Consider the following 14,495-nt stretch of genomic DNA (forward strand, 5'->3'; position numbering starts at 1 on the left):
GGCCCAGCAAATAAATAATTCATCACACCGTCAAATTGTGTACCATCCAACCACTCACGGGAATCTCCCCAGACTTCCCCGACAATATAAGCATCAGGATTAATAGCTTTGACTCGTTCGCGAAACTCTTGCCAAAAACCAGGAGTTTTAATTTCAAACGGCACATCTAACCGCCAACCGTCAATACCAAATTTAAGCCAATATTCGGCGATTTCCATGATATATTCCCGCACTTCTGGGTTATCATGATTAAATACAGGCAACGCTCGATTATCAGCCCAACCTACATAGTTAGCGGGTAACTCGCCAGTGTACGGCGCAAGCGGCCAGCCTTCAATTTTAAACCAATTCACCCAAGGGGAATAAGGGCCATTTTCTAAAATGTCATGGAAAAAGAAAAACCCCCGACTGGCATGATTAAATACGCCATCGAGAACAACTTTCATATTTCTGCGGTGGGCAGCGTCTAGTAATTCTTTAAAGGCTGGATTACCCCCTAACATCGGGTCTACTTGATAATAATCATGGGTATGATAACGGTGATTGCTGGCAGATTGAAATATAGGTGTGAAGTAAATAGCATTAATGCCTAAATCTTGAATATAGTCTAATTGCTCCATAATGCCCCATAAATCACCACCTTTGTAACCTTGCAGTGTGGGCATTGCTTCCCAGTCTTCCCAACGTGCATTACGCAACAAGCGTTTACGGGGCTGTTGACTTCTGGCGAAGCGGTCGGGAAAAATTTGGTAGAATACAGCGTGTTTCACCCAGTCTGGTGTGTGTATTTGCATGATTTTTTCTTGATTGCTTTGATAATTATTGTGGCAAATTCTGAAATATTCGAGGTGTTAAGCAAAAAGGGAATAGGGAACAGGGAACGGTGAGGAACCAACCGTTTCCCGTTTCTGTGAAGCACTTGCTCAAGCCTTTGCAAGCCCCCACTTTTAAGCGGATTTAAATCACCTGCAAAACCTACACTGTTCCCGGTTGCCCGTTCCCTGTTCCCTTTTAAATGGTTTTGACCGAGCGATCGCCTACAATCAGACATAGGCGATCGCTGACTAATTATCGACATGGGCATACATCACAAGTAGGGTTTGTAAAATTCCTTAGACATAATCGTTGATCCCCCCTTACCAGCTGCTACATACAGTCCTAAACTGTAGGTGGGATTTGAACGGCAGTTGGGAGAAATCTTGTGAAAAAAGTCTTAGCAATTATCCTTGGAGGTGGTGCAGGTACTCGCCTGTACCCTTTAACCAAACTACGTGCTAAACCGGCAGTACCAGTGGCAGGGAAGTACCGCCTAATAGATATCCCTGTCAGTAACTGCATCAATTCTGAGATTTATAAAATCTACGTCCTCACACAATTTAACTCGGCTTCCCTCAACCGTCATATTGCCCGTACCTATAACTTCACTGGCTTCAGTGAGGGGTTTGTAGAAGTGCTAGCCGCACAACAAACACCAGAAAACCCCAATTGGTTCCAAGGTACGGCTGATGCGGTGCGTCAGTATATCTGGCTGTTGGAAGAATGGAATGTGGACGAATACCTGATTTTATCAGGAGATCACCTCTACCGCATGGACTATCGTCTATTTGTAGAACGCCATCGCGAAACAGGTGCGGATATCACACTCTCAGTTATCCCCATAGACGAACGCCGGGCTTCCGATTTTGGCTTAATGAAAATTGATAATTCCGGTAGGGTAATCGACTTTAGCGAAAAACCGAAAGGCGAAGCTTTAGCTAATATGCGCGTCGATACCACCATTTTGGGATTGTCAGCCGAACAAGCCAAATTGCAGCCCTACATCGCCTCGATGGGGATTTATGTTTTTAAAAGAGACGTTTTGATCAAACTTTTGAAAGAATCTTTAGAACGCACCGATTTCGGTAAGGAAATTATTCCTGATGCGGCAAAAGATTACAATGTTCAAGCTTATTTATTTGACGACTACTGGGAAGATATCGGGACAATTGAAGCATTCTATAATGCCAATTTAGCCCTGACTCGGCAACCATTACCGCCTTTTAGCTTCTACGATGAAGAAGCACCCATTTATACCCGCCCTCGTTATTTGCCACCAACCAAATTATTAGACTGTCATGTGACAGAATCGATAATTGGGGAAGGTTGCATTTTGAAAAACTGCCGCATTCAACACTCAGTGTTGGGTGTGCGATCGCGGGTAGAATCTGGCTCTATCATCGAAGAATCTTTAGTGATGGGTTCTGACTTTTATCAACCTTACGTAGAACGCCAAAGCAGTTTAGAAAAAGGTGAAATTCCCATAGGTATCGGTGGAGATACAATCATTCGCCGTGCCATCATTGACAAAAATGCCCGCATCGGTCACGATGTCAAAATTATCAATAAAGACAACGTACAGGAAGCTAACCGCGAAAATCAAGGCTTCTACATTCGCAGTGGCATTGTAGTTGTTCTCAAAAATGCTGTAATTCCCGATGGCACTATTATTTAGTTATTAGTCATTAGTCATTAGTCATTAGTCATTAGTTAAGATATTTAACTAGGGACTGTTGACTATGGACTCATGACTAAACTACTGTTGCTGATTGGTCTTCCTGGTAGCGGTAAGTCAACTTTAGCAAAACAAATACTCTCACAATGCCCCCAGATGCACCTAATTTCTACAGATGCTATCCGGGGGCAATTATTCGGCTCAGAAGCTATTCAAGGGCCGTGGCTGCTGATTTGGCGGGAAATTCAACGACAATTGCAACAGGCTATTGTTACAAATAAACCCGTAATTTTTGATGCTACTAACGCCCAACGCCGCCATCGTCGGGAAATTATCACCCTAGCCCGTGAAATAGGTTTTACTCACATTACAGGGTTATGGGTGAGAACTCCAGTATGGCTATGTTTAGCAAGGAATAAACGACGCGATCGCCAAGTCCCCGAAGACATTATCTTACGAATGCACCGCCAACTCCGCGACGCACCCCCCAGCCTCGAAGAAGGACTAGATAACTTAATTTCCTACCCCATCCCCAGTCAAGAGTCCCCAAAGTACGGTAATCGCCCTCATGCCATCAGCAACAACCACACTTGATTTTATTGATAATTTGTTAATTTAAAATCAGAATTATTTGTGCTTGGCATTATACCTAGCAAACACAGAATCTCACATCTTAGAAAAAAACTTAAAGAAAATCGCTACAGGAGGCTGGTAGATGGCTGCAACCGACTTCAAGGACTATTACACGATTTTAGGAGTTAGTAAAACTGCCAGTCCAGAAGAAATTAAGCAAGCTTTTCGGAAATTAGCCCGCAAGTATCACCCTGATGTGAACCCAGGTAACAAGCAAGCGGAAGCACGCTTCAAAGAAATTAACGAAGCTTACGAAGTTTTATCAGATCCAGACAAACGCAAAAAATATGACCAATTTGGTCAATATTGGCGACAAGTAGGTGAAGGCGGCTTCCCTGGCGGTGCTGGTGTCGATATGAACGGTTTCGACTTCAGTCAATACGGCACTTTTGATGAGTTTATCAATGAATTACTAGGACGCTTTGGTGGTGGTGCGCCTCGCGGTGGCAGACAAAGCTATTCTTATCGTACCTCTACAGGTAGACCAGGGGGCGGTTATAGTGGGTTTGGTGACTTCGGTTTTCAAGATGTTGGTGCAGCTGGTGCAGGTGGCGCAGCAGATACAGAAGCTTCTATTAGTTTGACATTTGGAGAAGCTTTTGCAGGTTGTCAAAAGCGGTTTAGCTTAGGTAACGAAACCATAGATGTTCGTATCCCAGCCGGCGCGAAATCCGGTACTCGTCTGCGGGTGCGTGGTAAAGGACAATTCAACCCCATGACTCAACAACGTGGCGACTTATATCTTAAGGTAGAATTACAGCCACATTCATTCTTCCAGATTGATGGTGATAATCTTGTCTGTGAAGTACCGATAACTCCCGATGAAGCTGCCCTTGGTGCGTCAATTGATGTTCCCACACCCGATGGTAGTGTAAATGTGAAGTTACCAGCCGGAGTGCGTTCTGGCCAATCTTTGCGTTTACGGGGTAAAGGCTGGCCTCTTTCTAGAGGTGGGCGTGGTGATCAGTTGGTGAAGGTGGCGATCGTTCCACCCAAAGAAATGAGCCAGCAAGAACGGGAATACTATGAAAAAATCCGGGCTATTCGTAGTTACAATCCCCGCAGTCATTTACAGCAAGTTAAACTTTAAAGTTCGGAAAGCTTCCCTAAAAATGTAGAGACGTTGCATGCAACGTCTCTACATACAACGTATTTTATCTGAGTCATTAACGGTAGGGCGATGCACTGGCCACAATCCAAATTCAGGGTTTGAGCAAATTCAGAACATTAGACCTCTTGCAAAAGTCATGATTCTAGCGTCTTTCTTTGCGTCTTTGCGCCTACCCTTCGGGAACGCCTAGCGGCGAATGCGTGAGGCAGAAAAATATTTATGCAAGAGGTCTATTGCCCACCTGACTTTAATTGAACATATTGAGTAAAGTTTCAATACTGGCATTGTGATCTAAAAACGAAAATAAATGCTTGTAGCGGAGTTTTCCTTCTTTATCTAATACAAACTGAGCAGGTAAAGGCGCACCTAGGGCTTGTCCTACTTGATAAGTGCGAAATACTCTGCAACTAGGGTCACTCAGCAAAGGCATTTTTAAGCCTAAGTCTCTCACAACTATTTGGCTTTGCTTTTCGTCTGTACTGGTAATCAGTAAAACCTCTATATCACGCTGTTTAAATTCCTCGTAGTTCTCATTTAAAGCTTTGATATGAGGAAAGCAAAAAGGGCAATATTGCTTTTCGGTAAAAATTCGCGTAAATGCTAGTAAAACAGGCTGCTTGCCGGAAAAATTCGCTAATTTTACTGTGCTGTTGTTGGTGATATCCGGTAATTGAAAATCTGGTGTTTTTACATCCAGCCTTAATTCATTACTAGCTGGAATCGGCAGAAAATTACGAAAGAAACGCTCGTTAAGTAAGCCACTGAAATCTGTTGAGGTTAACATAAATAATTCAAAATTAAAAATTATAAAACCACAGGTAAACACTGCCAATAACACTGATTTTATCTCTGTGTTCAGCTATGTTCATCTGTGGTATGGTTGATTTTCTGTCTGAAAATCTTACCAGCACAAAGGCAGATATCAAACAAAGGTTAGAAAGTTTTTAGCATAAACTTTGTTCCCTTTTGCCTTCTGCCCTACGGGTTCGCCACTTGCTTATGCCGGGAAACCCGTCCACCGCAGTGGCTCACTTCCTGCTTTTTTACACAGCAGCGAAGTAAACTTTAGACTTCACTGGGTCAGGTGTCATGGTTTTGTCGCCGGGTTGCCAACCAGCAGGACAAACTTCATCGGGGTGAGACTGCACATACTGAATTGCTTGCAGTGTCCGCAGGGTTTCATCAACGCTGCGACCAAATGCTAGGTTGTTGATGGTAGCGTGTTGGATAACACCATCTTTGTCGATGATGAATAGACCACGTAAAGCAATACCTGCGGCTGGGTCTAGTACGTTGTAAGCGGCACTAATCTCTTTTTTAATGTCGGAAACTAAGGGATAATTGAGGTCGCCAACACCACCAGACTTACGATCTGTTTGAATCCAAGCTAGGTGTGAGAATTCGCTATCAACGGAAACACCAAGCACTTCAGTGTTAATTTTCTTAAATTCTTCGTAGCGATCGCTAAATGCTGTGATCTCAGTGGGGCAAACAAAGGTAAAGTCTAGGGGGTAGAAGAACAATACAACATACTTACCACGATAGTCGGAAAGTTTGATTGTCTTGAATTCCTGATCCGCCACAGCTGTTGCTGTAAAATCGGGAGCTTGTTGACCAACGCGCAGGCTTCCTTCTGTTCCGTAAGTGATGGACATTTACTATGTTCTCCTTCAACTTATATCCGTTTTCTAGCGTTGGAGTCGGGGTCAGGTAAATCTTACCCCTCCACGCTCTCTCACAGTTTGATTACGATCTGTTACAAATATATCATACTCATAACGATTGTGAGTAGCAAATGGCAGATTTAGATACAAGAGAATGGTTGCTGACTAATGGCTTGGGTAGCTTTGCCAGTGGTACGGTGTCGGATGTGCGGACACGGACTTATCATGGTTGGCTATTTGTCGCCACAAATCCACCGGCTGGGCGTACCCTGTTGTTATCACACTTAGAAGCTAGCTTGGAAGTTGGCGGGAAAGTGGTTTCACTGGGGACGAATATCTGGGGGACAGGTAACATTGAGCCGAGAGGCTACAAACTGCTGCACAGTTTCGAGATTAACCCTGTTCCCCAATGGATTTGGGGTGAGAATGACTGGCAACTGAGCAGACAATTGCTGATGCCGCATGGGATGGGAGGGAGTAGGGAAGAAAATCAGGCGGGCGACTCCCGAATGAGTGATGGGCTACACCCGACCGGAGGTCATCGCCTATTAATTCAATATCGTTATGAAGGTAGACAAACGGCAACCTTAAGACTGCGCTTGCTGATAGGCGATCGCGACTTTCACAGTCAACAAACCGCGACTTCAGACTTACAATTTTCCCAACTGCTGGGACATCAACAAGTGTGTTTGCAAGCCATTAAATCGGGGCATTTTGGTACACCTTGGCAATTGCGTTGGACACAAGGAGAATATCGAGCAGATTCGGTGTGGTATTGGAATTACGAATTTCCCCAAGAAACAAAACGGGGATTAGGCGATCGCGAAGACCTCTACAGCCCTGGTTATTTGACCGTCACACTCAAACCAGGAGATGCAGTCACTCTAGAAGCACGCATCGGTTTTCCTGAGCAAACACCAGATATTCTTACCACCGATACCTTTGCCGCAGCTGTCGCCGCAGAACAACAACGACTATCTGAGATTTTTGGTTGGGAATTAGGGACTAGGGACTGGGGACTGGGGACTGGGGAAGCAGAAATGCCCAATGCCCCATGCCCCCTGCCCAATTCCCAATCCAAAATTTGGCGACAATTATTAAAAGCTGGTGATCAGTTCATCGTCTATCGTGCTTCAATTGCTGGGCCTACGGTAATTGCTGGTTATCACTGGTTTAATGACTGGGGACGGGATACCTTAATCGCCTTACCGGGTTTAACCTTAGTACCTCAACGCTTTGACCTAGCAAAAGGACTGTTACGCACCTTTGGGCGTTACTGTCGTTACGGTTTGATACCGAATGCTTTCCCTGATGTGGACAGTGAACCGTTTTACAACAGCATTGATGCGGCTTTGTGGTGGATTGAAACTTTAGGGCTTTACTTAGAAGCAACCCAAGACTGGCAATTTTTGTCTGAACAGTTCCCTGTAGTCCAACAAATCCATAAAGCTTTTTTAGCTGGTACACGCTACAACATCCAAATTGATGCTACCGATGGATTGGTGGGATGGGATGCCAGAGGTGTGGCTTTAACTTGGATGGATGCAATAGTAGAAGGAGAACCTGTCACGCCTCGACCTGGCAAAGCTGTAGAAATTAATGCACTGTGGTATTCTGCATTATGTTGGATGAGTAACTGGGCAGAATGCTTGAGCCAGTTACAAGTAGGTGATACGGCACGTTTAGCAAAGCAAGCAGGGCGTTATGCTGAACAAGCCCAACAGGTAAAAGCTTCTCTGCAAAAATTTTGGAATCCACAGTTAGGCTATTTGTACGACACCATTGATTTTGACGATCGCCGCCATGCTCAAATTCGCCCCAATGCTGTGATTGCATTGTCACTTTCCCATTGTGGGTTTACTCAACAACAAGGTCGTCAAGTCATAGATTTAGCAACTTATCGCTTGCTGACTCCCTATGGACTACGCAGCCTTGACCCAGCCGATCCACAATATATAGGTAAATATGAAGGTAACTCACAAACACGCGATCGCTCTTACCATCAGGGTACGGTGTGGACTTGGCTAATTGGCCCCTTTATCCGGGCTTGGCAGCGTTTTTTTCCCGAACAACCCCTACCTTTTGATTGGCAACCCCTTTTACACCATTTCCTGAATGATGGTTGCATTGGTTCTATTTCCGAAATTTTTGATGGCGACGCACCACACCAACCCAGAGGCGCAGTAGCCCAAGCTTGGTCAATCGCTGAAGTGATTCGTCATTTCAAATAGTGATTTGAGTGAGCAAAGGTTAATCCTAATTGCTCAACTCACAACTTTTAGCTGATTAATTTATAATATGGCTCAGGTCGGATTTGAACCAACGACCCCAGGCTTATGAGTCCCGTGCTCTAACCAACTGAGCTACTGAGCCTTGTTTTTCACACAATTCTTAATATAGCAGACAAATTTAGATTTGGCTAGTGTTTTGCTAAAAAAAATTTTGGGTTATCGATAGCCCAATTACATCATAACCTTTCAGCCTTGCTCAAAAAAACGCAGAGGGCGACCCCTCGGAGGTTACGCCGTAATTTTCGATTCAGTCGCTTATCCTGAAATTGGGGTCTTTAGCTTCCTTGCGGTTTCATTTCCCTGCTACCATTGCTGGTATCAACACATGATCAATAACGTGGATGACACCATTATCAGCCACGATATCTGTTTGGGTGATGTTGGTATCGTTTACCTTAATCACACCGTTAGTAGAATCAATCGCCAATACAGAACCTTCTAATGTTTCTGCTTCTTCTATCTGCACCAAATCCTCAGCCCTGACATCTCCGAAGGCTACATGATACGTCAAAACTTTTTTCAAAGTAGGGATATCTTTCTGTAGTGCATCTAAAGTTCCATCTGGTAACTTAGCAAAAGCTTCATCAGTAGGTGCAAATAAAGTGAAAATATCAGCACTTTTGAGGGTGTCTACGATTTGGGCAGTTTCAGCCAGTTGTAACAGCTTATTGAACTTGCCAACGTTGGCAGCAGTTTCCACAAGATTAGCCATAAGATGGGGTTAATTAATTAACTTCCTTACCCACTAAGTTATAAAGAGTTAAAAGTAATCAACCTCTATCAACAGAAAGGTTGCCAGCAATATCACCAAGTAGAACATTGATTGAGTGCTGCTAAACTAGGGTATGTCCCCAAGAACCAGTTACTATGCTCAAGCGTTCTAAGTTCGAGACAACCCAATCTCAGATTATGCACCGTGCTGAGGATTTAATTAGTGCAGCGTCTAATCGCTACCGCATTACGGTTCAGGTGGCAAATCGTGCTAAACGCCGACGTTATGAAGACTTTGATAGTGCGGAAGATGCAATGATGAAGCCAGTGCTGAGGGCAATTATTGAAATGTCCGACGAACTGACACAACCAGAAATCATTGGTGAATTATAAGCGGGTGTGAGAGAAGGTAGGATGAGCAAACATTTATCGTTAATTCATCCCCGACTCCATCCTTGGCAGACACTCACTGCTTTGATAGTGGTGAGTGTAATTGTTTTAGGTGCGGGCGTGGATAGATTTACACCAACTACACCCACTAATTTACTCAGTATTCAACCAGCACAAGCCCAAAGGATTAGTCCTAGCGATGTGTGGCAGTTGGTATATCAGCAATTACCGGACTTGCCCAAGGAAAACCAATACATCAGCAGAGAGTCTGGGAAGGTGGCTGAGAATAACACCTTGGCTAGTCGCTTGATTCGGTATCACATTTATATTAAAGAACGCGCCCCCAATTATCGCCTAGATTGGAAGCTGACTTTAGCTGATTATTTGGATGCTAACGAAGTGATGTATGAAAACACCTACCCAGGTAATGATACATTACGACAGAATCCCTTAGCAGGCGATCGCGCCACCATTAAACGCCTCACCCGCCAGCAAAGAAATGCGCTAGCACAAGTCCTTACCAACATCTTTAACCCCAGTCCTGATGGAACGAGTAATTAAAAGCGGTGATGGTTGGCGCATCGGTTGGAACCCCAATGCAGTTGAGTATCAAGGTTTAGTAGGTACTGATGACTGGGCGATAGAGTTAACCGCCGCCGAGTTAGATGTTTTTTGTCGGTTGTTGGCACAGCTAGCCGACACGATGAAACAACTCACAGCCGAATTAATGGATGAAGAAAAAATTGCCTGTGAAGCCGAAAGTGATTTATTATGGATGGAGGTGGAAGGCTACCCCCATCAATACAGTCTGCGCTTTATCCTGAATTCTGGACGTTGTGCAGAAGGTAAATGGCAAGCCTCTGCTGTACCTGGTCTGTTGCAAGCTGCTGGGATGCTAAAAGTTTTTTGAACTTACCCCTTGATTATCCTTCAGCTTTGCGTTATTATAGTAAATCGTGACCGGGGCGTAGCGCAGCTTGGTAGCGCGCCACTTTGGGGTAGTGGAGGTCGTGGGTTCAAATCCCGCCGCTCCGATTGATAAAATCCCTAACCTGCTAATCTTCATGAAAGATTGGTAGGTTTTTTCATGGCTTTGACTCTATGTTTACTTATTGTTGATTTTATGATGGGTAACATGAGTAATCAACCAGAATACAACATATAAGTAAAAGCTTTGTGTAGACTAAATTTCCCTATTATACACTTCCATTTTAGTCTGTTCTAGAATAGATAGTTATTAGGGCGCGTCAGAAGAGATGATTTGGCAAAAACTACCATATTTCCGGTATCTGATGCACCCTACTAATTTACTGATGAGTTACGCGCTAACTCTCAGATGAAGCCAAGGGAGTATTCTGTTCCTGTATTGGGTTTAAACCCAATTTTGTTGTTAATTAAAAAGAACTATAGCAAAACTGAATTGTGAAAATACCAGAAAATATCATAATTCCAGAAGAAAAGATTACCCGCTATCTTTTAGTTCCCCGGATAAAAGATGATAAATCAAAATTTTTAGCCCAAGCGGGATTTACACAAACTAACCCAGAAGAATTATTAACAGCTATTTGGCAACTCGCAACCACCCATGAAGTAGTAGAAGATATTACTAATGAATATGGAACGTTTTACACTATCGAAGGAAACCTACAAGGAGTAAATGGTCAAAATTTAGCAGTAATCACAGTTTGGCTACAATCAAAACATGGCAGCAACTTTCGCTTTATTACCCTAAAACCAAAAAAGGACTAAATTGGATGAAATTAGAACTATATCAGTATGTTGCTCTCAATTGTGATTTACCAGAATATAATCTCAAACGGGGCGATGTTGCTATGTTAATTGATTATGTGACTCATCCTCATGGTGGTGAAGATGGTTATGTATTAGAAGTCTTTAATGCAATAGGTGACTCTATCGCTGTTTTTACTGTTCCTATGTCAGCAGTACAAAAAATGCCTAGCGATGCAGTATTGGCTATTCGTCCATTAGCAGAGTTGAAATAGTTTCTTTAACAATCTATTAGAGTTTTTTATAAATTAATAAAAAAATATAATAGTGGCGTGGCAAGGCTAAGATAGTGAATTAGAAGTAGGTTGGGTTAAGCGCAGCACTTAACCCAACCTACTTCTATCTGTCGCCTATCAACTGTCGCCCATACTCTATTGACCTGTCTGCAAGTTAAAATCCTGTATGAAACTAAAAACTTGCGAGAAGAACTTATGCCACTAAAAAAAGGTAATATGGTGCGGGCTGTCCGTGAGAAACTAGAAAATAGTGTGGAAGCAAAAGCTAGTGATACTCGCTTTCCGGCTTATTTGTTTGACTCTAACGGTGAAGTGGTAGATATTAAAGGTGATTATGCCTTGGTGAAGTTCGGAAAAGTACCCACCCCTAATATTTGGTTACGTTTAGATCAACTGGAAGTGTCTGAATAAGCCTTTAGGCTGGGGATAAGTGCTGTTTATCCTTTGGTAGAATTTGCTTGCACTACAAAATTGTAGGGTGGATATCTTCCATCCTACATAGTGAATTTTCTAACTCTAGTGACAGGCGATCGCAATCCTAGCTGTTAACCTGAGTGGTGTAAAGATTGCATTGTCTAGCAGAATTATGTCTTCTTCTGTTGTCTCCCCTATTCTGTCTCGTTTACCGCGTGTCTCTATCATCGGTGCTGGTAGAGTTGGTAGCACCTTAGCGCAACGCATCGCTGAGAAAAATCTCGCTGATGTCGTATTATTAGATATTGTTCAAGGAATGCCTCAAGGTTTAGCTTTGGATTTGTTGGAAGCTAGAGGCATTGAGTTACATAATCGTGAAATTATAGGCACAAATGATTATACTGACACGGCTGGTTCACAAATCGTCATAATTACCGCCGGACTTCCCCGCAAACCAGGTATGAGTCGGGATGATTTGCTCAAAACTAACGCGAAGATTGTTGTAGAAGCAGCCAAGCAAGCGATCGCCTACTCTCCCGATGCTATTTTAATTATTGTCACCAATCCCTTAGATGTGATGACATATCTAGCTTGGGAAGCCACGGGTTTACCTCGTCATCGTATTATGGGTATGGCTGGGGTTTTAGACTCAGCCAGATTTGAGACTTTTATCGCCTTGGAGTTGGGTGTATTACCTGCTGATGTCAAGGCGATGGTGTTAGGTAGTCACGGTGATTTGATGGTTCCCTTGTCTCGTTACGCGACAGTTAATGGTATTCCCATCACAGAATTATTAGATGCAGATACAATTGAACGTTTGGTAGAAAGAACCCGCAACGGTGGCGCGGAAATTGTCGAATTAATCCAGACTGGTGGAGCATTTTTTGCGCCAGCTTCCGCTACGAGTGTGATGGTAGAATCGATTGTATTAAATCAGTCCAGGTTGTTACCTGTGGCGACATATTTGCAAGGTGAATATGGTTTAAAAGATGTGGTGATTGGTGTTCCTTGTCGCTTGGGTGCGGCTGGAATTGAGAGTATTTTAGAGTTAAATTTGAGTGAAAGTGAAAGAGAAGCTTTGCATATTTCGGCTGAATCTGTGCGGAAAAATATTGCGCGATCGCAAGAAATTTTAGGGGCAATAAGTTCTATATAGTAATAATTGATAAGCGTGATTGGTAGACGCGATTTATCGCGTCTTTACAAGGGGTTTATTGATGGTTATTCGTCGTCGTCTTCATCATCGTAGCGGCTTCTGCGGGAACGACGCATACTACCATAATCTTCTTCATCTTCTTCATCATAGCGGTCTTCACGGGAGGGTGGAAAGTTGCGATTATACTCCTCGTTTTCTTCGTCTTCTTCCCATTCTTCCCGATCTTGGCTTCCCCTACGTCCCCGATACTCCCGATAATCAGTGTCTTCCTCTCTTTCTTTGCGTCTTGAACCACCGATAAAATCCTTTGCTTTTCGCAAAAAATCATCTACCATAATCTCTTTCCTCCCTGAAACACAGGAGTAGGATACAAGTTAATTTTGAGAAAGGTTGTATTCACCCTCTGCTATGATGAGGCGATTTTTTTAGTCTTCCGTCCTACTTTTGAAAGAGTTTGCATTACTCCCCAGAAATAGATTTTTAGTTAGGTGATTTTGGCAGAAAAATAGTGAGCGATCGCCGCATTTTTTTATCTGATTGTCATTTTATATAAAATTTTCTGCCGTTTTAATACCATAGGCTAGAAACAATATTTCAAGAAAATATTTCATTACTGTATTTTAAATCACATAAAAGCTGCTTTGCTAGTTCTTGAATATTGCTGATTTTATTGAAAAATTGAGTTTTTTGATTAAATATGAAGATTTTCTTAATACCACTTACATAGACTATGTAAGAAAAAGCAAACTATAATGTGGTAATAATCAGTTAAATAGGCTACATCACATGGGTTCAGGCAAAGATAGTTTACAGAGTGCCAAAACTAAAACTCGTCTTCTGCTGGCTTTGTGGGATTTGGGAGGAACTCAGCAGGAAGTGAAGAAAGGGCAACTCAACAAACGAATTTTATCGAAGGGCAAGAAGGCGGCAGACTATCAGGCTGAATTTGAGGAATTAAGCAACCAGGGAGTGATCACAATTTCCAAGCAAGGATACTCTCTAACATCTCCCAAGGGTTTAGAGTTTCTGGGTGAGGCTTTGAGAAGTGGCGAGTTTAAGTTTGATGGCACTATTGTTGGTACTTGGGCAGCAAATGCGTTATTGAAGTGGATTAGCCAGATTGATGTTGCGGCAGTTAGCACATCTGCACCAGCTAATGGCAAGAGTGCGATCGCAACTTACGACGAGTTTAAATCAGTGGTACTGGAAGTCTACGACAAGTTGAACCAGAACTATAACTTTAATGATTTAGTGCCAATTTACCGCATCAGGAGAGAAATAGGCGATCGCGTTAGTCGTGAACATTTCAATGCGTGGTTGCTGGAAGTGCAAGCTAACGACATTTTTCAGCTAATTGCTGGAGAGATACCAGACTTCACTCCTGATAAAAGAGAAGATTCAATCACCATCGCTGGTGTAGGATTACGCTCTTACGCTAAACGCTTGAGCTAATCAGATTGATACTAAACCCTGTGTAGTGCCTCACACCCTAAAGAATCACTATGACGAATAACTCCACCTCTCCTATAGAAGCCGTCAATGCGGCCATTCACAGTCACAATCCATTTACCAATGCTGGGATTGTCAAAGAACAGGATATCTGGGGGAAG

Annotated in this window: 18 protein-coding genes and 2 tRNA genes; 13 read left to right on the forward strand and 7 right to left on the reverse strand. The window is 43.1% G+C overall.

Going from position 1 to position 14,495, the window contains the following annotated elements; all coding sequences use genetic code 11:
* Together A3775_RS24975 and A3775_RS24080 are read right to left on the reverse strand one after the other, a co-directional pair.
* Positions 1-794 (reverse strand): glycoside hydrolase family 13 protein (locus tag A3775_RS24975; protein WP_231866962.1); only part of this gene is annotated, 794 nt, incomplete at its 3' end.
* A complete protein-coding gene (locus A3775_RS24080; RefSeq protein ID WP_156481575.1) occupies positions 767-1,084 on the reverse strand; it encodes a hypothetical protein in 318 nt (105 codons plus the stop codon). The genes A3775_RS24975 and A3775_RS24080, both read right to left, overlap by 28 nt.
* Positions 1,085-1,201: 117 nt before the next feature.
* Between A3775_RS24080 and A3775_RS07255 the strand changes: the two genes are divergently transcribed.
* The 3 genes from A3775_RS07255 to A3775_RS07265 all read left to right on the forward strand — a co-directional run bounded on the left by A3775_RS07255 (position 1,202) and on the right by A3775_RS07265 (position 4,214).
* Positions 1,202-2,491 carry a glucose-1-phosphate adenylyltransferase gene (locus A3775_RS07255; protein ID WP_066377964.1) on the forward strand — a complete coding sequence of 430 codons (1,290 nt, stop codon included), beginning with the start codon at positions 1,202-1,204 and terminating at the stop codon, positions 2,489-2,491.
* Positions 2,492-2,563: 72 nt separating this feature from the next.
* Entirely contained in the window at positions 2,564-3,085 is a 522-nt protein-coding gene (locus A3775_RS07260) for an AAA family ATPase (RefSeq protein WP_066377962.1), read from the forward strand.
* Between the two features lie 121 nt (positions 3,086-3,206).
* The gene (locus A3775_RS07265; RefSeq protein WP_066377961.1) at positions 3,207-4,214 is read left to right on the forward strand and encodes a DnaJ C-terminal domain-containing protein; all 1,008 of its coding nucleotides are present in this window, start codon (positions 3,207-3,209) and stop codon (positions 4,212-4,214) included.
* A gap of 268 nt (positions 4,215-4,482) precedes the next feature.
* Here A3775_RS07265 and A3775_RS07270 read toward each other — a convergent pair whose 3' ends face one another.
* Positions 4,483-5,019 carry a peroxiredoxin gene (locus tag A3775_RS07270; RefSeq protein ID WP_066378217.1) on the reverse strand — a complete coding sequence of 179 codons (537 nt, stop codon included), beginning with the start codon at positions 5,017-5,019 and terminating at the stop codon, positions 4,483-4,485.
* A 259-nt stretch (positions 5,020-5,278) separates the two neighbouring features.
* Entirely contained in the window at positions 5,279-5,890 is a 612-nt protein-coding gene (locus A3775_RS07275) for a peroxiredoxin (RefSeq protein WP_066377959.1), read from the reverse strand.
* A gap of 140 nt (positions 5,891-6,030) precedes the next feature.
* Here A3775_RS07275 and A3775_RS07280 point away from each other — a divergent pair, with 140 nt between their 5' ends.
* Positions 6,031-8,130 carry an amylo-alpha-1,6-glucosidase gene (locus tag A3775_RS07280; RefSeq protein ID WP_066424372.1) on the forward strand — a complete coding sequence of 700 codons (2,100 nt, stop codon included), beginning with the start codon at positions 6,031-6,033 and terminating at the stop codon, positions 8,128-8,130.
* 68 nt (positions 8,131-8,198) lie between these two features.
* On the opposite strand, the gene A3775_RS07285 is transcribed toward A3775_RS07280, so the two are convergent.
* Together A3775_RS07285 and A3775_RS07290 are read right to left on the reverse strand one after the other, a co-directional pair.
* Positions 8,199-8,272, reverse strand: a tRNA-Met gene (locus A3775_RS07285).
* Between the two features lie 210 nt (positions 8,273-8,482).
* On the reverse strand, positions 8,483-8,902 hold the full coding sequence (locus tag A3775_RS07290; protein ID WP_066424373.1) for a fasciclin domain-containing protein: 420 nt from the start codon (positions 8,900-8,902) through the stop codon (positions 8,483-8,485).
* A 155-nt stretch (positions 8,903-9,057) separates the two neighbouring features.
* Here A3775_RS07290 and A3775_RS07295 point away from each other — a divergent pair, with 155 nt between their 5' ends.
* The 8 genes from A3775_RS07295 (at position 9,058) to mdh (ending at position 12,885) form a co-directional block, all read left to right on the forward strand.
* Positions 9,058-9,294, forward strand: a complete 237-nt coding sequence (locus tag A3775_RS07295; protein ID WP_066377950.1) for a DNA-directed RNA polymerase subunit omega — start codon at positions 9,058-9,060, stop codon at positions 9,292-9,294.
* Between the two features lie 21 nt (positions 9,295-9,315).
* Entirely contained in the window at positions 9,316-9,852 is a 537-nt protein-coding gene (locus tag A3775_RS07300; protein WP_066424374.1) for a hypothetical protein, read from the forward strand.
* Complete coding sequence (locus tag A3775_RS07305; protein ID WP_066424376.1) at positions 9,836-10,201, forward strand: DUF1818 family protein; 366 nt, start codon at positions 9,836-9,838, stop codon at positions 10,199-10,201. Before A3775_RS07300 ends, A3775_RS07305 begins: the two co-directional genes overlap by 17 nt.
* A gap of 51 nt (positions 10,202-10,252) precedes the next feature.
* Positions 10,253-10,326, forward strand: a tRNA-Pro gene (locus A3775_RS07310).
* Positions 10,327-10,713: 387 nt separating this feature from the next.
* Positions 10,714-11,040 (forward strand): DUF6883 domain-containing protein, encoded by a 327-nt coding sequence (locus tag A3775_RS07315; protein WP_066424377.1) that lies wholly within the window; start codon positions 10,714-10,716, stop codon positions 11,038-11,040.
* Positions 11,041-11,045: 5 nt separating this feature from the next.
* Positions 11,046-11,294, forward strand: a complete 249-nt coding sequence (locus tag A3775_RS07320; protein ID WP_066377944.1) for a DUF4926 domain-containing protein — start codon at positions 11,046-11,048, stop codon at positions 11,292-11,294.
* 216 nt (positions 11,295-11,510) lie between these two features.
* Complete coding sequence (locus tag A3775_RS07325; protein WP_066377943.1) at positions 11,511-11,726, forward strand: NAD(P)H-quinone oxidoreductase subunit O; 216 nt, start codon at positions 11,511-11,513, stop codon at positions 11,724-11,726.
* 175 nt (positions 11,727-11,901) lie between these two features.
* Positions 11,902-12,885 carry a malate dehydrogenase gene (gene mdh, locus A3775_RS07330; RefSeq protein ID WP_066424379.1) on the forward strand — a complete coding sequence of 328 codons (984 nt, stop codon included), beginning with the start codon at positions 11,902-11,904 and terminating at the stop codon, positions 12,883-12,885.
* A 65-nt stretch (positions 12,886-12,950) separates the two neighbouring features.
* Here mdh and A3775_RS07335 read toward each other — a convergent pair whose 3' ends face one another.
* Positions 12,951-13,220, reverse strand: a complete 270-nt coding sequence (locus A3775_RS07335) for a hypothetical protein (RefSeq protein WP_066424381.1) — start codon at positions 13,218-13,220, stop codon at positions 12,951-12,953.
* A 451-nt stretch (positions 13,221-13,671) separates the two neighbouring features.
* Here A3775_RS07335 and A3775_RS07340 point away from each other — a divergent pair, with 451 nt between their 5' ends.
* Positions 13,672-14,337 (forward strand): hypothetical protein, encoded by a 666-nt coding sequence (locus A3775_RS07340; RefSeq protein ID WP_066424383.1) that lies wholly within the window; start codon positions 13,672-13,674, stop codon positions 14,335-14,337.
* Positions 14,338-14,495: the final 158 nt, after the last annotated feature.

Origin of the sequence: Anabaena sp. 4-3 (assembly GCF_001597745.1) — a bacterium.
Classification (GTDB): Bacteria; Cyanobacteriota; Cyanobacteriia; order Cyanobacteriales; family Nostocaceae; genus Trichormus.